General features: G+C 61.5%; 18 protein-coding genes. 12 read left to right on the top strand and 6 right to left on the bottom strand.

The window, feature by feature from the left end:
• Positions 1-415 precede the first annotated feature (415 nt).
• The 3 genes from ASF04_RS06445 to ASF04_RS06435 all read left to right on the top strand — a co-directional run bounded on the left by ASF04_RS06445 (position 416) and on the right by ASF04_RS06435 (position 3,915).
• Positions 416-1,789, top strand: coding sequence for a sensor histidine kinase (locus tag ASF04_RS06445; RefSeq protein WP_056139183.1), 1,374 nt, complete (start codon positions 416-418; stop codon positions 1,787-1,789).
• A gap of 73 nt (positions 1,790-1,862) precedes the next feature.
• Positions 1,863-2,627: a LytTR family DNA-binding domain-containing protein gene (locus ASF04_RS06440; RefSeq protein ID WP_019921917.1), complete on the top strand. Its 765-nt coding sequence runs from the start codon at positions 1,863-1,865 to the stop codon at positions 2,625-2,627.
• A 109-nt stretch (positions 2,628-2,736) separates the two neighbouring features.
• Positions 2,737-3,915, top strand: a complete 1,179-nt coding sequence (locus ASF04_RS06435; protein ID WP_082488585.1) for a PAS domain-containing sensor histidine kinase — start codon at positions 2,737-2,739, stop codon at positions 3,913-3,915.
• Positions 3,916-3,921: 6 nt separating this feature from the next.
• On the opposite strand, the gene ASF04_RS06430 is transcribed toward ASF04_RS06435, so the two are convergent.
• From ASF04_RS06430 to ASF04_RS06420, 3 genes are all read right to left on the bottom strand, one after another.
• Positions 3,922-4,980 carry a porin gene (locus tag ASF04_RS06430; RefSeq protein ID WP_056139181.1) on the bottom strand — a complete coding sequence of 353 codons (1,059 nt, stop codon included), beginning with the start codon at positions 4,978-4,980 and terminating at the stop codon, positions 3,922-3,924.
• A 187-nt stretch (positions 4,981-5,167) separates the two neighbouring features.
• A complete protein-coding gene (locus ASF04_RS06425; protein WP_056139179.1) occupies positions 5,168-5,821 on the bottom strand; it encodes a class I SAM-dependent methyltransferase in 654 nt (217 codons plus the stop codon).
• Positions 5,822-5,838: 17 nt separating this feature from the next.
• Entirely contained in the window at positions 5,839-6,780 is a 942-nt protein-coding gene (locus ASF04_RS06420; protein ID WP_019921913.1) for a CysB family HTH-type transcriptional regulator, read from the bottom strand.
• A 143-nt stretch (positions 6,781-6,923) separates the two neighbouring features.
• On the opposite strand from ASF04_RS06420, the gene ASF04_RS06415 reads away from it, so the two are divergent.
• The 8 genes from ASF04_RS06415 (at position 6,924) to ASF04_RS06380 (ending at position 14,615) form a co-directional block, all read left to right on the top strand.
• Positions 6,924-8,618 (top strand): nitrite/sulfite reductase, encoded by a 1,695-nt coding sequence (locus ASF04_RS06415; RefSeq protein ID WP_056139177.1) that lies wholly within the window; start codon positions 6,924-6,926, stop codon positions 8,616-8,618.
• Complete coding sequence (locus ASF04_RS06410) at positions 8,611-9,174, top strand: DUF934 domain-containing protein (protein WP_056139175.1); 564 nt, start codon at positions 8,611-8,613, stop codon at positions 9,172-9,174. The genes ASF04_RS06415 and ASF04_RS06410 overlap by 8 nt, the downstream gene beginning before the upstream one ends.
• Positions 9,175-9,185: 11 nt before the next feature.
• The gene (locus ASF04_RS06405; protein ID WP_056139173.1) at positions 9,186-9,905 is read left to right on the top strand and encodes a phosphoadenylyl-sulfate reductase; all 720 of its coding nucleotides are present in this window, start codon (positions 9,186-9,188) and stop codon (positions 9,903-9,905) included.
• 28 nt (positions 9,906-9,933) lie between these two features.
• Positions 9,934-10,866, top strand: a complete 933-nt coding sequence (cysD, locus tag ASF04_RS06400) for a sulfate adenylyltransferase subunit CysD (RefSeq protein WP_056139171.1) — start codon at positions 9,934-9,936, stop codon at positions 10,864-10,866.
• Positions 10,866-12,182 carry a sulfate adenylyltransferase subunit 1 gene (locus ASF04_RS06395; RefSeq protein ID WP_056139168.1) on the top strand — a complete coding sequence of 439 codons (1,317 nt, stop codon included), beginning with the start codon at positions 10,866-10,868 and terminating at the stop codon, positions 12,180-12,182. Before cysD ends, ASF04_RS06395 begins: the two co-directional genes overlap by 1 nt.
• Positions 12,183-12,243: 61 nt before the next feature.
• A complete protein-coding gene (gene cobA / locus ASF04_RS06390) occupies positions 12,244-13,005 on the top strand; it encodes a uroporphyrinogen-III C-methyltransferase (protein ID WP_056139166.1) in 762 nt (253 codons plus the stop codon).
• 55 nt (positions 13,006-13,060) lie between these two features.
• Positions 13,061-13,828: a hypothetical protein gene (locus ASF04_RS06385; protein WP_056139164.1), complete on the top strand. Its 768-nt coding sequence runs from the start codon at positions 13,061-13,063 to the stop codon at positions 13,826-13,828.
• 10 nt (positions 13,829-13,838) lie between these two features.
• Positions 13,839-14,615, top strand: coding sequence for a glutaminyl-peptide cyclotransferase (locus ASF04_RS06380; RefSeq protein ID WP_082488584.1), 777 nt, complete (start codon positions 13,839-13,841; stop codon positions 14,613-14,615).
• Positions 14,616-14,702: 87 nt separating this feature from the next.
• Here ASF04_RS06380 and ASF04_RS06375 read toward each other — a convergent pair whose 3' ends face one another.
• Genes ASF04_RS06375 through lptF form a run of 3 tightly spaced genes read right to left on the bottom strand, consistent with a single transcriptional unit; the run spans position 14,703 to position 17,386 of the window.
• Positions 14,703-15,080 (bottom strand): sirohydrochlorin chelatase, encoded by a 378-nt coding sequence (locus ASF04_RS06375; RefSeq protein ID WP_056139163.1) that lies wholly within the window; start codon positions 15,078-15,080, stop codon positions 14,703-14,705.
• Complete coding sequence (gene lptG / locus ASF04_RS06370; RefSeq protein ID WP_019921903.1) at positions 15,081-16,250, bottom strand: LPS export ABC transporter permease LptG; 1,170 nt, start codon at positions 16,248-16,250, stop codon at positions 15,081-15,083.
• Positions 16,247-17,386 (bottom strand): LPS export ABC transporter permease LptF, encoded by a 1,140-nt coding sequence (gene lptF / locus ASF04_RS06365; protein ID WP_056139161.1) that lies wholly within the window; start codon positions 17,384-17,386, stop codon positions 16,247-16,249. Before lptF ends, lptG begins: the two co-directional genes overlap by 4 nt.
• Before the next feature lie 125 nt (positions 17,387-17,511).
• Between lptF and ASF04_RS06360 the strand changes: the two genes are divergently transcribed.
• Positions 17,512-19,014: a leucyl aminopeptidase gene (locus tag ASF04_RS06360; RefSeq protein ID WP_056139159.1), complete on the top strand. Its 1,503-nt coding sequence runs from the start codon at positions 17,512-17,514 to the stop codon at positions 19,012-19,014.
• The last annotated feature ends 35 nt before the right edge of the window (positions 19,015-19,049 follow it).

The raw sequence follows: 19,049 nt of genomic DNA, 5'->3' as shown, positions 1-19,049 counted from the left end.
AGGCCACTATTTTCATAGCGCCTATTTCATTACTTCTTGTGAACATTTGATAATTTAAGTATCACGCTGCAAGCAGCGTGTGCACTGTCATCAAACGTCCACACTTATCGACTGTTAATTTTTAAAGAACCTATTCGGCACTGCGTTTCGCTGCGATCGTTTTGTCTGCCGCGAAGAAGGAAGAGTATGAAGCGTTTAGCTTGTTTCGTCAACCTTCTTTTTTTCTCGCTTCGTTCAACATTTGCATGCGGTGTTCTGCGAGGGGGCGAATTATAGCCAACGCTGGGCGCCGTGGCAAGAACATTTCCACGACACGGCCCATCCCCTGTTTCTTGCATCCTGTCGCACAGGCATGGCGCAAAGCAGCGCTGGTCGTTACAGTTGCATCATCAAATATAGACAGTGAAAGCCGCACATGTTTCCTTTGCCAAAAACCCAAGAAACGGTCAAAACCGTCGCCACCTGGCTGCACCGCGCCTTCGATGCGGTGGCTACCTGGGTAACGCAACTGTCCTGGTGGAAGTTCCTGGTGTTTGCCATATTGATGCTGATAGCGGGCTCCATTCTGCAGGACGAGCTGTTTTCTTCGAATACTGTCATCCAGGAGAATGTTCGCAGCGACAAGTCCAAGCGTCGCAGCGGCGAAAGTAATATTGTCATCGACGACAGCGGCATCCGTTTCAACCCCCGCAACAAGAACATCAACAAGGATGCCGAGAAGGCTGTCGAGGAACATCCCGATGCTGCCGCCGTCCCTTCGGAGCCTGTAGAACCTGTGGAGCCTGCTGAGGCGGCCGAGCCGACAGTGCCGGAAGCGCCGCCGGCAGTACCAGCCACACCGGCAACCGCGGCCACCACCGGCAAATCTGGCAAAGCTGCCGCGGTCCCCTCCCTGCCCTCGCTGCCTGGCGACGAAGTCCACATCGAACTGCCGCCGCAAATCGGCGAGGAGTTGTCCAACGCGATCGAAGAAGCAGTGGACGATGCCGCCGAGCAGAAAGTAGCCCGCTACCACGTGCAGGCATCGACCTGGTTCAAGAGTTTCGTCACCTTGCTGGTGCTGGCACTATTCGGGATCAAGGCCCTGATGGGCAGCAAAAAGCGCGCGGAAGCGGAAACCCAGAACGCTAACGCCACCGCCGAACGCGAAGCCATGCAGCGCCAGCTGTCCGAAGCGCGGATGCAGATGATGCAGGCGCAAGTAGAGCCGCACTTCCTGTTCAATACCCTGGCATCGGTCGAACACCTGATTGAAACCGATCCGCCACGCGCCTCGGCCATGCAGCGCAGCCTGATCCGCTACCTGCGCGCGGTGCTGCCTCAAATGCGCGACAACGCCCTGATCACCAACCTCGGCCGCGAAGCCGACATGGTGGAGGCTTACCTGAACCTGCTCAAAATGCGCATGGAAGAGCGCCTGATCGTGGAGTTCGATGTGCCGGACGGGCTGCGCACCGCCGCCTTCCCGCCCATGATGCTGCAATCGATGGTGGAAAACGCCATCAAGCACGGCCTGGAAGCGAAGCCCGAAGGCGGCGTGCTGAAAGTGCGCGCCGAAGTGGCCCACAACAAGCTGCGCGTGATCGTCTCCGATACGGGCCTGGGCTTCGGCGCCGTGCCCAGCAACGGTACCGGCCTGGGGCTGACCAACATCCGCGAACGGTTGAAACTGCTGCATGGCGAACAGGGTCAGTTGCTGATCGCCGCCAACAGCCCGAGCGGCGTGATCGCCACCATCGAGGTGCCATATGCCCTGGCCAAGACCACGCTGGAAAAGAAGCCTCATTGATTAATTGACCATGAGCGCAATTCGTTGAATAATTGATCAACTATCCTTTTGATAAACTTAGCCAGCAAACACGATGCCTACCGCAATTATTGCCGATGACGAAAGACTGATGCGCGACCAGCTGCGCATGCGCCTGGAACAAGTGTGGCCCGAGCTTGAAATCCTGGGCGAAGCCAAGAACGGCGATGAAGCAATCGAGCTGGTGGACCAGCTCAAGCCCGACTTTACGTTTCTCGACATCCGCATGCCCGGCAAGACCGGCATGGAAGCGGCCACCGTGATTGGCAACAAGAGCAATATCGTCTTCGTTACCGCCTACGACGCCTATGCGGTCGAAGCGTTCGAGCGCGGCGCCATCGATTACGTGCTCAAGCCGTCCGAGCCGGAGCGGCTGAAAATCACGGTCGATCGCCTCAAGGAACGCCTCAACAAGCCGGTCGCGCCGGACGTAAGCGCCAGCGTGACGGCGCTGCTGTCGCAGCTGACCGAGAAAATTTCCGCCCCAAAGCCATCGCACCTGCAATGGATACAGGCGAGCATCGGCCAGGACCTGCGCATGATCCCGGTCGAGGAAATCCTGTTTTTCCGTTCCGACGAAAAATACACGTGCGTGCAGACCGAGCGCTACGAGGCGCTGATCCGCAAGCCGGTGCGCGACCTGGCCGAAGAACTCGACCCCAAGCTGTTCTGGCAAATCCACCGCGCCACCCTGGTCAATGTCAATGCGATCGAAGGCGTGACGCGCGACATTCGCGGCCGGCACCTGGTCATGATCAAGGGCCGCTCCGACAAGCTGGAAGTAAGCCGCAGCTTCCTGCATTTGTTTAAACAGATGTAAACGGCAGATCTCAAGTGCGCAGGCGCGCGCTTGAGCCGCATCAAGGGGTGGCCCCGCACTTGTCCTAAGGTACAAGATGCAGCCGCCCTTCTCCGGCTGGGGATTTTGCATGAAGCTACCCGGCCACCTCCGCTCCCTGCTCGCCATCACCGCCGCTGCCGGCGCCGCGTGGCTGGCGCAGCCTGTGGTGCGTGCGTTGTTGCGTCCATTGTTGCATCCGGTCGGGCGCAAGTCATGGCGCCGCAGCCGGGGCATCATCCAGCACGCCAGCGACGCCATTATCATCACCGACGAGCGCCAGTCCATCCTGAAGGCCAACCCTGCGGCAGCCGCCATGTTTGGTGTGACCATCGACGAGATGCAGGGCGCGCCGCTCAACGCGTTCATCCCGCGCGACCAGCGCCTCGGCGCCAACATGGCCACCTCCCACTATTTCGGCGACACCGGCATCCACCTGCGCATGAAGGGCCGCCGCGCCAGCGATTACGCGGTCACCGGCGTGCGCCGCGACGGTCAACACGTGCCGTTGGAAGGTTCCATCTCATCGCTGTACGAGAGCGGCAAGCCGATCTATACGATCATCTTGCGCGACATTACCGAGCGCAAGCAGGTACATGAACAGCTGGCACAGTCCACCACGCAGCTGCGCGAGCTGTCGGCCGCGCTGCAAACCATCCGCGAGGAGGAACGCAAGCACATCGCCCGCGAACTCCACGACGACCTGGGCCAGTTGCTGGCCACGCTGCGGGTGGACCTGGCGCTGCTGCAACGCCAGGTGCGCGAACCGGGGGCGCGCAAGCTGCTCGATGGCATGGATGACCTGGTCATGGCGGCAATCACGTCGCTGCGGCGCATCGCCAGCAACCTGCGGCCGCGCGCACTCGATGAAGGTGGTTTGTATTTTGCGCTGGAAAGCCTGCGCCAGGAATTCGTGTCCCACTACGGCATTGCCTGCCGATTGCATGCGAACGAAGAAGAATTGATACTCGATGATGCCTACAGTACGGCGATTTACCGCATCGTGCAGGAAGCGCTGACCAACATTACGCGCCATGCGCAGGCCAGCCGTGTCGATCTGTCATTGCGACGCGTCGACGATTTGCTCGATATTTCCATCCAGGATGATGGTCACGGCATCGCCGCCCAGGACATGGACAAAGCATCGTCCTATGGCCTGATCGGGATGCGCGAGCGGGTCTGGGCGCTGCACGGCGATATTTCCATCCTCAACGACGGCGGTACGCGGATTATGGTCCGCCTGCCGCTGCCGCCGCGCGCCGCTCCCTAGACCAGCTTAGAACGAGTGACGGATACCGACGTTGAAGGCCTTGTCGCCGGTGCCTGGCTCGTTGTTGTTACCAACGGTGTAGCCGGCGCCGTTCTTGTTCTTGATCTTGGCGTAGCTGGCGTAGGCGCCGGTACGCTTCGACAGCGCGTACAGGTAACCCACTGCGAACTGGTCGGCGTCCTGGTTGAAGGCGGTGCGGTCGTTCTTGCGGGTGTACGACGTCATGATGGTGCCAGCACCGACCGGGATTTGCGCGCCGACCAGCATGTCACGGCTTTCCAGGCTGGCCGTTGGGGCCACGCGGTAGCCGAAGGCATTGGCCACTGGCAGCGGCGAGCTGTTCAGGCCTTTGTTGGCGCCGAAGGCGAAGTAAGCCTTGACCACCTTGAAGTCATAGTTCAGGGCCACCAGGGTGTTCTTGCCGGTGTCACGCTCGGTCACGACGCCGTTGGCAACGGTGTCGTTGTTGCGGTTGTTGTACACCACGCGCACGTTCAACGGACCTTGCGAGAAAGCCATGCCCAGGCCGAACTGGCGCGCTGCTTCGCTGCTGCCAGCCTGCTCGCCCAGGGCGTACTGACCGTCGATGGTGAAGCCCGAGAAGGTCGGGGTCGTGTAGATCAGCGAGTTGCTGACGCGGGTCAGGTTGCCCGAGGTTGGGAACAAGTTCTTGGCGCTACCGGCATAACCGGCGCCAAACGGGTCGGCGACCTGGCTCAACGCGTTGTACAGCATGGTTTGTTGACGACCGATGGTCAGGGTGCCGGCATCCTTGCTTTTCAGACCGACCATGGCGGCGCGGTTGAACAGCGCATTGTTGGAGTTGTCCAGGGTACCGTCGTCCACTTTCAGGCCGGCTTCCAGCTGGAAGATGGCCGACAGGCCGTTGCCCAGGTCTTCGGTACCACGGAAACCCAGACGCGACTGGCCGCCGATACCGCTGGTCACTTTGGTCACATTGCCGGCTGCACCGCCGCGCTCGGAAACCATACCGACGTCAACCAGGCCGTAGATGGTGACGTTCGATTGCGCTTGGGCCTGGGCTGCGAAGCCGCCGATGATCATTGCTGCCAGAGTAAGTTTTTTCACTTGAAGATCTCTACTGAAGGTTGAAAGAGTGCTGCACGATTTGCTTGTACCGGCGGAATCATGCCTATCAATTACTTCAACAATGTGACATCGCCAAGCTGTTGTTTTCGAACCACAATGCAAAACAGCCGCACATGGCGGCTGTTCTTGGGGGCAATAAGACTTACTTCAGGCGACAGGACAGCAGGTAGTAATACTCAAGCCGCTCGATGCGAATCTGCTTGGTGGACGCGGCAAAGCGCTTGCGCAGCGTGCTGTCGGTCAGGTAATTCTTCATGATTTCGTAGCGCTGGCCATCGTCGGCGGTGAGGATCTGGTGGGTATTGCCTTCCATATCGGTGCGGGCAAACACCATCGAATTGCCATCGACATAGGTTTCGTCCAGCAGTACCAGCAACACATCCTTGCCCAGCTTGGTGCGCAGCTCTTTCAGGTATTTTTCCTGGTCTTCGCGGCGCACGTGCGACCACAAGCCGGCGGCGAACACGGCGGTGTACTTGCCTTCCAGGCCGTCGGGCAGGTTGAACGCGTCCATGATGCCGAAAGTGACCACGTCCTCGTCGAGGCCACGGGTTTCGGCCAGGGCTATCATTTCCGGCAACAGGTCGGTGGCGTGGACCGACTCGGCGGTTTCCGCGATCAGGTCGGTCCAGTACGCGGTGCCGCAGGCCAGTTCCAGCACCTTGTGGCCTTCGAACATCTCGGCGACCATTTCCTGCAGGTCGTCGAGATCGTCGAAGCGCTCTTCCTGGGCATAGACCTGGTCGTAATTGTCGGCGTTAACGGCATAAAATTGTGCCAACTGATTGGTAATCATGGGAGTGCTTTCTCGTTTTACAGTTCGTAGTGCTCTTTATCGCCACTCATGGCTTGCTCCACCAGTTTGCGGTTGAGCGTGGGCGCCAGCAGTTCGATAAAGGTGTATATATAGCTGCGCAGGTAGGCGCCCTGCTTGACGGCCACGCGCGAAACGTTCATGCCAAACAGGTGTCCTACGGGAATCGCGCGCAGATTCTTGTCGCGTTCGGCGTCGAAGGCCATGCCCGCGATGATGCCGATGCCCATGCCCAACTCCACATAGGTCTTGATGACGTCGGCGTCTATCGCCTCGAGCAACACGTCGAGCTTCAGGCCGCGCAGCGCAAAAGCGTGATCGATCTTGCTGCGGCCGGCAAAGGCGCCATCATAGGTGATGATCGGGTACGCTGCAATTTCTTCCAGCGTGACTTCCTTGTAACGCAACAGCGGATGGTCGGGCGCGACCACCAGCACGTGCTCCCATTGATAACATGGCAATGTGATCAAGCCGTTAATGCCGGCGATCGATTCGGTGGCGATCGCCAGGTCGGCCTGGTCGCGCTGGACCATCTCGGCGATCTGCTGCGGATTACCTTGCAGTAAAGACAGCCGCACCTTGGGGAACTTGACCATGAAGGCCTGCACCACCTTCGGCAAGGTGTAGCGGGCCTGGGTGTGGGTGGTGGCAATGGTGAAGCTGCCGCTGTCCTGGGCCGCGTACTCCTTGCCGATGCGCTTGAGGCTGTCGATTTCCTGCATGATCAGTTCCACCGACGACAGCACCAGCCGCCCCGGCTCGGTCAGACCACGGATGCGCTTGCCATGCCGGGTAAAAATGTCCACTCCCAACTCTTCTTCGAGCTCGATAATCGCCTTGGACACGCCGGGCTGCGAGGTAAACAGCGCCTTGGCGGCGTCGGTCAGGTTGTAGTTCTGGCGTACAGCTTCGCGCACGAAGCGCAGTTGGTGAAGGTTCATCTCTGCCGATCTTTAATTAACGTCCATGCTTATACTCAATCCTTATATAAGCAAATAAAGACTAAGTCGTTTGGAATAAGGCTGAAGTTTATTACTATTGCAGCTACTTTGGGGATTCTAGTAAGCGACCAACCAGGAAGAATATGTATCAATACGACCAATACGACCATCTTATCGTGCGCGAACGCATTGCACAGTACCGCGACCAGGTACGTCGCCGCCTCGCCGATGAGCTGACCGAAGCCGAGTTCGTGCCGCTGCGCCTGCAAAACGGCTTGTACATGCAACGCCACGCCTACATGCTGCGCATCGCCGTGCCTTACGGCCTGCTGGCGTCGAAGCAGATGCGCATGTTCGCCCATATCGCCCGCAAGTACGACCGCGGCTATGGCCATTTCACCACGCGCCAGAACATCCAGTTCAACTGGGTGGAGCTCGAACAGACCCCGGACATCCTGACCGACCTGGCTTCGGTGGAAATGCACGCCATCCAGACCTCGGGCAACTGCATCCGCAACACCACGTCCGACCCGTATGCCGGCGTGGCCGCCGACGAGATCATCGATCCGCGTCCGTACGCCGAGGTGCTGCGCCAGTGGTCCACGTTCCACCCCGAGTTCATCGCCTTGCCGCGCAAGTTCAAGGTCGCCATCAACGGCGCCGTGGAAGACCGCGCGGCGATTGCCATCCATGACATCGGCCTGACCGTGGTGCGCAACGACGCCGGCGAGATCGGCTTCAAGTTCATGGCCGGCGGCGGCATGGGCCGCACGCCGATCATCGGCAGCGTGATCCGCGACTTCCTGCCTTGGCAGCACCTGCTCACCTATACCGAAGCCGTGATGCGCGTGTACAACCAGTACGGCCGCCGCGACAACAAGTACAAGGCCCGCATCAAGATCCTGCTCAAGGCCATCGGCGCCGAAGAATTCGCGCGTCAGGTCGAAGAAGAATGGGCCGATCTCAAGGACGGTCCCGAGACGCTGACGCTGGAAGAAATGCAGCGCATTATCGACTACTTCCAGCCGCCGGCCTATAAACAGCTCGACGACAGCGATGTCGTGGCCGCGCAAGCCGGTAACAAGGCTTTTGCCAACTGGGTGAACCGCAACGTCAAGCCGCACAAGCAGCCCGGTTACGCGGCCGTGGTGCTGTCGCTGAAAAAACCTGGCGTGCCGCCGGGCGACGCCACCGCCGAGCAGATGGACTTCATGGCCGACCTGGCCGACCGCTACAGCTTCGGCGAACTGCGCGTGACCCACGAGCAGAACGTGGTGCTGGCCGATGTCGAACAGTCGCAATTGTACGCGCTGTGGCAGGAAGCCAAGGCGCACCAGCTGGCCACGCCGAATATCGGCCTGCTGACCGATATCATCTGCTGCCCGGGCGGCGACTTCTGCTCGCTGGCCAACGCCAAGTCGATCCCGATCGCCGCGTCGATCACCGAACGCTTCGAGAACATCGATTACCAGCACGATATCGGCGAGATCGAACTCAATATCTCGGGCTGCATCAACGCCTGCGGCCACCACCACGTCGGTTCGATCGGCGTGCTCGGTGTGGACAAGGACGGCAGCGAGTGGTACCAGGTCTCGATCGGCGGCGCGCAGGGCAACAACGCCGCCATCGGCAAGATCATCGGACCGTCGTTCTCCGCGCAGCAGATGCCGGAAGTGATCGACCGCCTGCTGCAGGTGTACCTGCGCGAGCGCTTCGAGGACGAGTCGTTCGCCCAATGCGCACAGCGCCTTGGCGTGGCACCGTTCAAGCAATTTGTGTACGCCACGCCGATCGCCGAAAAAGGTGGTCGCCTGGTAGGAGAGGATGAATATGTCTGACGCTGTTAAAAATCTGATCATCAAGGGCCGCGAAGTTGTCGAAGATGGCTGGCAGGTCTTGCGCCTGGCCGAACCGGTGGAAGGTGCGCCAGCCATCGACCCGGCCACCGTCAGTGTCCCGGCAGGCCACATCATCGTGCCGCAAGCGGTATGGCTGGTGCAGCGCGAGCTGCTGGCCGCACGCGCCGCCGCTGGCGAAATCGGCGTCTGGATCGCCAGCGACGAGCGTCCGGAAGCGATCAAGGACGACCTGTCGCAGTTCGCCCTGGTGGCCGTGGACTTCCCCAAATTTACCGATGGCCGTGGCTACTCGATCGCCTACAACCTGCGCTTGCGCCTGGGCTGGACCGGCGAGCTGCGCGCGATTGGCGACGTGCTGCGCGACCAGCTGTTCCAGATGAGCCGCGTGGGCTTTGATGCCTACGTGGTGCGCGCCGACCGCGACGTGCACGACGCGCTCAAGGGCCTGTCCGATTTCTCCGAGACGTACCAGGCTTCCGTGGACCAGAAAGTACCACTGTTCCGCCGCCACGCGCGCCTGGCCTCCGGCGCTTGATCGGAACCGCCATGAGTGATCTGAGCAAGCTCATTGCCGACAGCAGCGCCACGCTGTCGCGCATCGCCAGCGATTTTTCCCCGGCCGTTTTCGCTTCGAGCCTGGCCGCCGAAGACATGGTGCTGACCGACCTGATACTGAAATCGAAACTCGATATCGGCATTTTCTCGCTCGAAACCGGGCGCCTGCATCCCGAAACGCTGGACATGCTGGACAAGGTCAAGGACCGCTACGACGGTTACGAGATCGCGCTGTACAAGCCGCAGCCCGAAGCCGTCGATGCCTACGTGGCGCAGAACGGCCTGAACGCCTTCTACGACAGTGTAGAGATGCGCCGCGAATGCTGCCGTATTCGCAAGGTCGAACCGCTGGGCCGCGCCCTGGCCGGCAACAAGGCCTGGGTAACGGGACAACGCCGCGCGCAATCGACCACCCGCGCAGAGCTGCACGTGCAGGAAGACGATGCAGCGCACGGCATGGTCAAGTTCAATCCGCTGGCCGACTGGTCGGAGGAAGACGTGTGGAATTACATCCGCGCCAACGACGTGCCGTACAACGCGCTGCACGACCAGGGCTTTCCATCGATCGGCTGCGCACCGTGCACGCGCGCCGTGCAGCCAGGCGAGGATGTACGCGCCGGCCGCTGGTGGTGGGAAAACCCGGACTCGAAGGAGTGCGGACTGCACATGGTGGACGGCAAACTGATACGCATTAAATCCGTGGCTGCCTGAGTTTCGGCCGCCGAACAAGAAAGAACATATGAACGCATTAGCTGAAAACCACGCCGTGCACGTCAATGCGCGCCACCTCGACGCCCTGGAATCGGAAGCGATCCACATCATGCGCGAAGTGGCGGCCGAGTGCTCCAACCCTGCCCTGCTGTTCTCGGGTGGTAAAGACTCGGTGGTCTTGCTGCGCATCGCAGAAAAGGCTTTCCGCCCGGGCAAATTTCCGTTCCCGCTGGTGCACGTCGATACCGGCCATAACTTCCCGGAAGTGATCACCTTCCGCGACAAGCGCGTGGCCGAACTGGGCGAGCGCCTGATCGTCGGCTCGGTCGAAGAATCGATCAAGAAGGGCACGGTGCGCCTGCGCAATCCGGCCACCGATTCGCGCAACGCGGCACAAGCGGTCACGCTGCTGGAAACCATCGCCGAACACGGTTTCGATGCCTGCATCGGCGGTGCCCGCCGCGACGAAGAAAAAGCCCGCGCCAAGGAACGCATCTTCTCGTTCCGCGACGAATTCGGCCAGTGGGATCCGAAATCGCAGCGCCCCGAATTGTGGGACCTGTATAACACCCGCGTGCATCCGGGCGAGAATATGCGCGTGTTCCCGATCTCCAACTGGACCGAGCTCGATGTGTGGCAATACATCGCCCGCGAACAGCTGGAACTGCCGCCGATCTACTTCGCCCACGAGCGCCAGGTCATTCCGCGCAACGGCCTCTTGGTGCCACTGACCGACCTGACCCCGCCGCGCGAAGGCGAAACCGTGGAAACGCAAGTGGTGCGCTTCCGCACCGTGGGCGATATCTCGTGCACCTGCCCGGTATCGTCGGACGCCTCGACGGTGGACGCCATCATCGCCGAGACGGCAGTGACGCAAGTGACCGAGCGCGGCGCCACCCGCATGGACGACCAGACTTCCGAAGCATCAATGGAAAAACGTAAAAAAGCAGGATACTTCTGATGAACGCACTGACTGACAACACTGTTCAAAATTTGTCGGAGCGCGGCCTGCTGCGCTTCATCACCGCCGGTTCCGTCGATGACGGCAAGAGCACCCTGATCGGCCGCCTGCTGTTCGACAGCAAGGGCATCTTCGCGGACCAGCTGGACGCCATGTCGCGCTCCAAGCACAAGCGCACCGTCGGCGACGCGGTCGACCTGTCGCTGCTGACCGACGGCCTGGAAGCCGAGCGCGAACAGGGCATCACCATCGACGTGGCATACCGCTACTTCGCCACGCCCAAGCGCAAGTTCATCATCGCCGACACCCCCGGCCACGAGCAGTACACGCGCAACATGGTCACCGGCGCTTCCACTGCGGACGCCGTGATCATCCTGGTCGATGTATCGAAAGTGAAGCTGCGCGAGGATGGCGGCGTCGATCTGCTGATCCAGACCAAGCGCCACTCGACCATCGCCCACCTGCTGCAGATCGAGCACGTGATCGTGGCCGTCAACAAGATGGACTTGGTGAACTACGACCAGGCGATCTACGACCGCATCGTCAAGGCTTACCAGGAATTCGCCGCCACGCTGGGCCTGAAAGATGTGACCCCGATCCCATTGTCGGCGCTGACCGGTGACAACGTGGTGGACAAGAGCGACAAGCTGGCGTGGTACCAGGGCCCTACCCTGATCGAGCTGCTCGAATCGCTGTCGGTGTACGACGAGTCGCACGATGCACCGTTCCGCTTTCCGGTGCAGCTGGTGGCGCGCCACAACGGCCACGAAGCCAACGATTTCCGCGGCTACATGGGCCGTATCGAAGCCGGTAAAGTATCGGTCGGCGACAAGCTGGTCGTGCAGCCTTCGGGCCAGAGCGCCACCGTCAAGGACATCGTCACGCTGGAAGGCTCGCACCAGTCGGCCGTGGTGGGCCAGTCGGTGACCCTGCTGCTGGATGAATACCTGGACATCTCGCGCGGCGACCTGCTGGCCGGCGCCGATCAACCGGCCACGCTGCTCAAGACCCTGAAGGCGGACGTGTGCTGGATGTCGGACGAGCCGCTGGACCAGCGCCGCAAGTACTGGATCAAGCACGGCACCAAGCAGACGTCGGCCAAGATTACGGCCATCGAGTCGCTGCTGGACATCAACACCCAGCAGCGCCACGATGCCGACGGCTTGAAGCTGAACGACATCGCGCGCATCGGTCTGACCGTGCAGCAGCCGCTGGCAGCCGACGCCTACGCCGACATCCGCGCTACCGGCGCCTTCATCCTGATCGATGAAGTGACCCACCAGACGGTTGCAGCAGGTATGATTCGGTTAGCGTAAGAACGCCAGGACGCGGTGGAGCACCCATCCACCGCGCCCCAGCCACACAAGGATGACAGTAATGGCAACTCTCGGAAAAGTTTACCTGATCGGCGCCGGCCCCGGCGCCCAGGACCTCATGACACTGCGCGGTGCGCGCCTGCTGGCGCAAGCCGATGTGGTGCTGCACGATGCCCTGGTCACCGCCGAGATGCTGGAACTGTGCCCGCAAGCCGAAAAAATCCTGGTCGGCAAACGCTGCGGCCAGCTTTCCAGCGCCCAGCAGTTCATCAACAAGCAACTGGTCGATCACGCCCGCAAGGCTGCCGTGGTGGTGCGCCTGAAAGGCGGCGACCCGATGCTGTTCGGCCGCGCCGACGAAGAACTGCGCGCGCTCGAGGAAGCCGGTATCGAGGTGGAAGTCGTCCCCGGCATTACCACCGCATTGGCTGCCGCCGCCACGACCAAGCAGCCGCTGACCAAGCGCGGCGTCTCGCGCAGCGTGGCGTTCTTCACTTCGTCCACCGCACCGGACGAACGTGAGCAGGATGCGATCCCCGATTCCGACACCCTGGTCCAGTACATGGGCGGGCGCGAGGCGATTGCCACGGCCCGGCGCCTGCTCGATGGCGGCCGCCGCCCCGATACGCCGGTGGTGGTGATCGAAAACGTCAGTCGCGCCGACCAGCATATCCGCCGCATGACCATCGCTGCCATGGCCCACGGCCTGGGCGAAGCACATGGCCCGGTGCTGGTGATGATCGGCGATGCCATGCAAACGCGCAGCCACCAGCAGCCTGAAAGCCGGATCAGCGACGCATTACAGCAGCAACTCCGCGCGTAACTTCCGCCAAATAGTAATAGAATATCCATTCTTACCAACAGTGTCAGAGGCAGCAATGGATAATGTTCACGACATCCTGGACCGTGCGTGGACCGCGCACTCGGCCGGCCAGTTTGACGCCGCGCTGCAGGACTACATCTGGTTATTCGATGCCACCTCCGAACGCGATTCGGACGTGGCGCCGCTGCGCCTGTCTTATGTGCTCAACGCCTGGGCCAAGCTGGCCGAGGAACACCTGCCCGCGCGCCAGGCACTGGTCGCCCTGCGCGACCGCGACGCCGCACTGCTGGTGGCCGCCGATGGCGGCAATCCCAGTCCCGATCCCGGCGCCGACATCGATGCCAATGCGAACCTGTTCAACGACGTCCGCGCCATCAACGACAAGCTTGGTGATGCCCAGCACACGTACCAGTTGTTCCAGCGCCTGCCAGCAGACCTGGCCCGCGCATGCGCCAACTCGGCGCTGCCGTCGATGATGGCCTGTGGCGACTTCACCCTGGCCCACACCTATCTGCCGCATCCCGACGCCCACCTGGGCGACTATGCGGCCGAAGTGAACGCGCATGTGGCCACGCTCGATCTGCTCGGCGACGCCGGCATGTCCGAGCTGCTGGCCACCGTCTACAACTACATGACCGAAGTGCGGCTGATCCTGGAGCTGCTCGAAGGCTATGGCGACCATGCCGCCGCCGACCGACTGCGCCAGCAAGCCGCCGCGCTGATCACCTCGGCCGAAGCGCGCGCCTGCATCGAGGCCGAATTCGCCCATCCCGGCACCACGCTCGACGCCATGGTCGAATTGCAGAACGCCGCACTCATTTAACGATACCCCAGTGAACCAGAACCACCTGCCCACCGCCCTTCTCGCCACCGTGTTGACCGCTGCTTGCGCCACGGCGGCCGCAGCGATCCCCACCTACGACTTCAAGATCGTCCACAGCTACCCGCACGACGCCCAGGCGTTCACCCAGGGCCTGTTGTACCGCGACGGTTTTCTGTACGAGAGCACGGGCCTGAACGGCAAGTCCACCATCCGCAAGGTGCAGCTGGAAACCGGCAAGGTGCTGCAAAGCCGCGACATTCCGGCACAGTATTTCGGCGAGGGCATGACCGACTGGAACGATACGCTGGTGAGCATCACCTGGCGCTCGCAGACCGGCTTCGTGTTAGACCTCAAAACGTTCGAGCCGAAAAACGAATTCGCCTACCCCGGCGAGGGCTGGGGCCTGGCGCAAAACGGCAAGGAACTGGTGCTCAGCGACGGCAGCAGCACGCTGCGCTTCCTCGATCCGAAAACCTTCCTCGAAGTGCGGCGCGTCAAAGTGACGGCCGACGGCATCGCGGTCGATCAGCTCAATGAACTGGAAGTGGTGGGCGACGAAATCTTCGCCAATATCTGGCAGACCAACACGATCGCCCGTATCGACCAGAAAACTGGCAAGATCACCGGCTGGATCGATCTCGGCAAGCTGTATACGGAAGCGGGCAAGGGCCCAGCCGCCGACAATGTCCTCAACGGCATTGCCTACGACTCCGCCAGGAAGCGCCTGTTCGTGACCGGCAAGCTGTGGCCCAAGCTTTACGAAATCAAGCTGGTTCCAAGGAAGTAAGGCCGCCCAAGGGCAGCCAGAGCTTCGTTACAGCCCCTTGCCGTGCATTCGCACTGTCTTCGCCGCTACGCCTCGCTCTGACAGCCCTTAAACGACCTTGAGAGAGTTGACGCAGTAGTCGGTTAGCGCATTCAACACGGCCGGATCTTCCCCGGCCGCCCCCACCACCTTGAACGACAGCTGCGGATGATCGCTGCGCAGCTGCTCGACCATCAGCGGCAGGTCGCGCAGAACGTGGCCGCCCTGCCCTAAAAACACCGGCACCACCGTTACTTCCGCAACGCCTTGCGCAGCCATCTGCGCAACCATCTCGGGCAGGCGCGGTTCCATCAGTTCGAGGAAGGCCAGTTCCACCTGTGTCTCGGGCAGGCGTGCGCGCGTGAGGTCGCGCAGTCGTTCGAACGGCGCGGCCCAGGATGCGGCGCGGGCGCCGTGGGCAAATAAAATCAGGGCTTGCTTGGTCATCTAATGTCTTTCCACCCACCATAGCGCACCGAGCGCCAGGAACAGGTATATCAAGCTGGGGGCCAGCGCCGTCAGGAATGCGGGCCAGGTACTGAGCACGCCAAGGTGCGAGAACAGGGTATTCACCAGCAGGAAGCTCACGCCGATCATGATGCCGACGAAAATTTTCAAACTCACGCCGCCGCTGCGCGTGTGCAGGTAGCCGAACGGCAGGGCCAGCGCCATCAGCACGAAAATCGCCAGCGGGTCGAACAGCTTTTTCCAGAACGCGATCTTGAAGCGCTCGGTCTCCTGGCGGTTTTCCTGCAGGTGGCGGGTGTAGACCAGCAGTTCGTTGGCCGACATGCGATCCGGGTCGGCGCCGGACACTGCCAGGATGCGCGGCGTGATTTCCGAGATCAGCCCCCTGGTGGCGCTATGGCGCGTCTCGATCAGGCTCGACTCCTGGCCGAAATTGTTTTCCAGGTTGGCGATCATGCCCGGCTTGAGCAGCGCCGGATTGGTGAAGATGTTTTCGGTGACGTCCGACAGCAGCCAGTTGTTATTGCCCTGGAAGGTGCCGCGCTTGGCAGCGGTGATCGAACGCAGGCGGAAGCTGTTATCGAATTCGTAGAGCTTGACGTCCACCAGCGAACCATCGGGCCGCACCTCGCGCACATTGAAAAAGCGCGAACCGGTGACGGTGCCGGTCATGCCCTCGGACTTGACGATATCCTTGGTCCACAAGCCGGAGCGGAACTCGGACGAAATCGCCGCGCCGCGCGAATTGAGCTTGATCTTGTCGGCAATGGGCGCCGTGCGCGGCGTGATCAGCTCACCGAAAATAAAGGTGATAATTACCAGCACGATGCCGATCTTGGCCAGCATCCAAGCCACCATGCCGGTGGACATGGACGCCGCGCGCATGATGGTGAACTCCGACGTGGCCGCGAACTGCGCCATGATGTAGATGGTGCCGATCAGCGAGGCTACCGGCATCACCCGGTACACATAGCCGGGAATGCGCGCGGCCACGTACAGCAGCGCGTATTGCAGCGTGTAGCCGTTCTTGCCGACCGAGCGCAGTTCGCCGGTGAGGTCGAGGAAAGCCTGCAGCAGCAGGAAGGCCACCAGCACGAAGGCAACCGCCTGCAGGATCGAGACGGCGAAATAGCGTTGCAGGATTTTCATGGCGAGACGGCCTTGTTGTCGGCGCCATTGCGCGAGCGTTTCATCGCCGCCAGCATGGCCAGCGGATGGTAAGGATGGTTCAGGTTCAGGCGCCAGGCGAACATGGCCAGCACCACCAGCGCGGTGATCAGGTGCAGCGGCCACCAGCCCAGCGCGAACGAGATTTTGCCGCCCTGGACCACGCCCTCCATCAGCTTGACCAGGTTGTTATACGAGAAGAAGATCAGCAGCGCGATGATCAGGTTGGCCGAACTGCCGGCGCGCGGATTGACAAACCCCAGCGGAATGGCCAGCAGCACCAGCAGCAAGCAGGTGAGCGGCGAGGCGATACGCGAGAGCAGTTCGGCGCGGCCGGAGTTGCTGGTATCGGCAAACAGCGCCATGGTCGGGATGGCGTCGGTGTCGCTGTCGGGGTCGAGCTCCTGCGCCTGGCTGGCCACGCGCATGCTGTAGCTTTCGAACTCCATGGTCTGGAAGTCGGACTGTCCCGGCACGCCCTGGTAGCGGCGGCCGTTCTTGAGCACCAGGTAGCGCTCACCCTTGGCGCCCGTACTGATCACGCCTTCGCGCGCGACGATGACGGCGGTGCCGCGTTCATCGACGGTGTTGACGAACACGTTGTGCACGACCGAGGTGTCGCCGGCCACGCCTTCAACAAAAAAGATGCGGTTGGCCGACGACGATTCGCGGAACTGGCCAGGCGAGACTTTTTGCAGGTCTTCGCGCTTGGCGAAGCGTTCGACGTACTCGGAGCTTTTCTCCTTGGCCCACGGCGCCGCCACCAGGCTCAGGGCGGCGGTGAGCAGCACCATCGGAATGCCGAAGGTGAGCACGGGCCAGATCCAGCGCGTGAGGCTCAGGCCCGAGGCAAACCACACCACCATTTCGGAATCGCGATAGGTGCGCGTGACCACCATCAGCACCGAAATAAAACTGGTGAGGATGAGGATGGTAGGCAGATAATTGACGGTCGCGAACATGATCAGCGCCAGCACGTCGCCGGAATCGACCTTGCCACCGGCGGCCTTGCCGAGGATGCCGATCAGGGTCCAGGTCACGCTGACGCTGAAGAGCACCGTGAAGGTGGTGCCGGCCGCAGCGGCCATTTCTCGTCGGAGGGCGCGTTGAAAAATCATTCGAAGTTTATAATTGGTGGTTATGGCTTGAGTAATAGCTTATTACAGGGCCAAAAAATTAAAAGTAACAGCCTGGCGAAACACCCAAGACAGGCTGGAAATTCGCACACGTCACGGAGAATCAAATGGACTTTAGCATAAAAGCATTCGACACAAAGAACACCATCGCCTCGGCAAAAGCCGGGGTAGTGGCCGTCGCGGTCTTCGAGAACAAGAAGCTGTCGCAAGCGGCCAAGGCCCTCGATGGTTCCGGTGAAATCTCGGCTGCGCTCAAGTCTGGCGACATCACCGGCAAGGCCGGCACCATCCTGCTGCTGCGCGGCGTGCAAGGCGTGGCCGCCGAGCGCGTGCTGCTGGTGGGCCTGGGTAGTGAAGAAGCCGTGAGCGAGAAAAGCTTCGCCAGCGGCGTCTCGGCCGCCATCAAGGCCTTCGGCGCCCTGGGCGCGAGCGACGCTATTATCGCACTGCCGATGACCGAAGTGAAAGAGCGCGACGTCAATTGGGCGATCCGCTGCGTGGTGCAAACCGGCCACGAAGCCGTGTTCCGCACCGACGGCCAGAAGAGCAAGAAGGATCCGGCGCCGGCAGGCGTCAAGAAGGTCGCGCTGGCCGTGCCAGCCACCACCGACACCAAGCTGGCACTGGCGCAAGCCGTGGCGATCGCCAACGGCATGGACCTGACCAAGGAACTGGGCAACCTGTCGGCCAACATCTGCACCCCCACCCACCTGGCCAACACCGCCAAGAAACTGGGCAAGGACTACAAATTCGACGTCGAAGTACTGGACCGCAAACAGCTCGAAGCGCTGAAGATGAACAGCTTCCTGTCGGTCACCAACGGCAGCGAGCAGCCGCCGAAGTTCATCATCATCAAGCACATGGGCGGCAAGGCCAAGGATGCGCCGGTGGTGCTGGTCGGTAAAGGCATCACCTTCGACACCGGCGGCATTTCGCTCAAAGCCGGTCCCGGCATGGACGAGATGAAGTACGACATGGGCGGCGCCGCTTCGGTGCTGGGCACCATGCGCGCCATCGGCGAGATGAACCTGAAACTCAACGTGATCGGCGTGATCGCCAGCTGCGAGAACATGCCGTCGGGCCGCGCCACCAAGCCGGGCGACATCGTCGCGTCGATGAACGGCCTCACCATCGAGATCCTCAACACCGACGCCGAAGGCCGCCTGGTGCTGTGCGACGCACTGACCTACGCAGAGCGCTTCAACCCGGCCGTGGTGCTGGACGTGGCCACGCTCACCGGCGCCTGCATCGTGGCGCTGGGCCACCACAAGAGCGGCCTGTTCACGCGCGACGACGACGCCCACAACGCGCTGGCCGACGAGATCATGGCGGCCGGCAAAGCCGCCGGCGACACCGCGTGGCGCCTGCCGATCGGCGAAGAGTACAACGAGCAGCTGAAGTCCAACTTCGCCGACCTGGCCAACATCGGCACCCCGGGCGGCGCGTCGTGCACGGCAGCGGCGTTCCTCGAAAACTTCACCCGCAAGTACACCTGGGCGCACCTGGACATCGCCGGCACGGCCTGGAAATCGGGCGGCGCCAAGGGCGCCACCGGCCGTCCGGTGCCGCTGCTGTCGAACTTCCTGATCAATCGTACGACGCGCGGCTAATCGACGACGCACCGCAAAAAGGCAGACTTCGGTCT

The sequence above is a fragment of the Duganella sp. Leaf61 genome, assembly GCF_001421905.1.
GTDB lineage: Bacteria > Pseudomonadota > Gammaproteobacteria > Burkholderiales > Burkholderiaceae_D > Rugamonas > Rugamonas zoogloeoides.
Note: the sequence above shows the minus strand (reverse complement) of the source record. Positions and strands in the feature narration are given on the sequence as shown.

Coding starts and splice junctions, on each gene's coding strand:
- ASF04_RS06425 (WP_056139179.1), bottom strand. CDS start 5,821: ATGATTACCAATCAGTTGGCACAATTTTATGCCGTTAACGCCGACAAT.
- ASF04_RS06435 (WP_082488585.1), top strand. CDS start 2,737: ATGAAGCTACCCGGCCACCTCCGCTCCCTGCTCGCCATCACCGCCGCT.
- ASF04_RS06440 (WP_019921917.1), top strand. CDS start 1,863: ATGCCTACCGCAATTATTGCCGATGACGAAAGACTGATGCGCGACCAG.
- ASF04_RS06415 (WP_056139177.1), top strand. CDS start 6,924: ATGTATCAATACGACCAATACGACCATCTTATCGTGCGCGAACGCATT.
- ASF04_RS06360 (WP_056139159.1), top strand. CDS start 17,512: ATGGACTTTAGCATAAAAGCATTCGACACAAAGAACACCATCGCCTCG.
- ASF04_RS06375 (WP_056139163.1), bottom strand. CDS start 15,080: ATGACCAAGCAAGCCCTGATTTTATTTGCCCACGGCGCCCGCGCCGCA.
- cysD (WP_056139171.1), top strand. CDS start 9,934: ATGAACGCATTAGCTGAAAACCACGCCGTGCACGTCAATGCGCGCCAC.
- ASF04_RS06405 (WP_056139173.1), top strand. CDS start 9,186: ATGAGTGATCTGAGCAAGCTCATTGCCGACAGCAGCGCCACGCTGTCG.
- ASF04_RS06410 (WP_056139175.1), top strand. CDS start 8,611: ATGTCTGACGCTGTTAAAAATCTGATCATCAAGGGCCGCGAAGTTGTC.
- ASF04_RS06385 (WP_056139164.1), top strand. CDS start 13,061: ATGGATAATGTTCACGACATCCTGGACCGTGCGTGGACCGCGCACTCG.
- ASF04_RS06395 (WP_056139168.1), top strand. CDS start 10,866: ATGAACGCACTGACTGACAACACTGTTCAAAATTTGTCGGAGCGCGGC.
- ASF04_RS06430 (WP_056139181.1), bottom strand. CDS start 4,980: ATGATCATCGGCGGCTTCGCAGCCCAGGCCCAAGCGCAATCGAACGTC.
- lptF (WP_056139161.1), bottom strand. CDS start 17,386: ATGATTTTTCAACGCGCCCTCCGACGAGAAATGGCCGCTGCGGCCGGC.
- ASF04_RS06445 (WP_056139183.1), top strand. CDS start 416: ATGTTTCCTTTGCCAAAAACCCAAGAAACGGTCAAAACCGTCGCCACC.
- cobA (WP_056139166.1), top strand. CDS start 12,244: ATGGCAACTCTCGGAAAAGTTTACCTGATCGGCGCCGGCCCCGGCGCC.
- ASF04_RS06420 (WP_019921913.1), bottom strand. CDS start 6,780: ATGAACCTTCACCAACTGCGCTTCGTGCGCGAAGCTGTACGCCAGAAC.
- lptG (WP_019921903.1), bottom strand. CDS start 16,250: ATGAAAATCCTGCAACGCTATTTCGCCGTCTCGATCCTGCAGGCGGTT.